This window comes from Halorubrum sp. AJ67 (assembly GCF_000513435.1).
In genome coordinates, this window is the sequence record NZ_CBVY010000008.1 from 99,152 (window position 1) to 100,167 (window position 1,016).

1 protein-coding gene is annotated in these 1,016 nt (G+C 65.7%); it reads left to right on the forward strand.

From position 1 onward, the window contains the following. Window positions 1–262: 262 nt before the first annotated feature. On the forward strand, window positions 263–793 hold the full coding sequence (locus BN903_RS08700; protein ID WP_048077370.1) for a nicotinamide-nucleotide adenylyltransferase: 531 nt from the start codon (window positions 263–265) through the stop codon (window positions 791–793). Window positions 794–1,016: the final 223 nt, after the last annotated feature.

Below are 1,016 nucleotides of genomic sequence, written 5' to 3' on the forward strand. Positions count from 1 at the left end.
GTTCCCCGCCGGATTCGAGTCGTCGACGCCGCCGTGAGGCGGTTCGTCGGGGTCGTCGGCCGTCGGGTCGTTCGTGTCCTTCTCGTTGCTCATAGAATCGGGTGTCGCTATCGAAAAGGACGGGTCGGCTACTGATATACTTTCTCCCCCGGACCCGTCGGTTCGGGGGCAGTAAACGCCCTCGTGACGCCGTTTAACCCTCGATCTCTCCGTTCGGCCGTTCCCACTGGGTTTATAAATGACGCCGCCGCTACGTAGATTCATGCGGGGGTTCTACATCGGTCGGTATCAGCCGTTCCACGACGGGCACCAGCACATGGTGGAAGAGATCGCGGCGGAGGTCGACGAGCTGGTCTTGGGAATCGGCTCCGCCGGCGACTCTCACACCACGCGGAACCCCTTCACCGCCGGCGAGCGCGTGATGATGGTGACGAAGGCCGTCGAGGAGTTAGACGCCACCACCTACGTCGTCCCCATCGAGGACCTCGACCGGAACTCGGTGTGGGTGAGCCACGTCCAGAGCATGACCCCGCGGTTCGACGTGGCGTACTCGAACAACCCCCTCGTGGTCCGGCTGTTCGAGGAGGCCGGCGTCGAGGTGCGCCAGTCGCCGATGTTCCGTCGCGACGTGCTGGAGGGGACCGAGCTCCGCGAGCGGATGATCCGCGGCCGCGACTGGGAAGACCTCGTCCCGGACGCCGTCGTCGACGTGATCCGCGAGGTCGACGGCGTCGAGCGCATCCGCCGGATCGCCGAGACCGACACGAACGGCGAGGAGCCGTCCGACGCGTAGACCGGCGGTACGTAACTTCCGGTTCTGCTTATAACTCGCTGAGCGATGCGAACCGCTCCGAAGCCCCACCCGCTCGCTACGACGAAACCGACGCTGTGACTAAGACCACCGAAGCCCCAGCCGCGAGGACAGCGCACGCTCGCTGCGCGCCTCACTCGGTCGCTTCGCTCCCTCGTTGCGGTGCTTGCGTCGCCTGTGCTGTCCTCGCGGCTGCCCCTTCGAG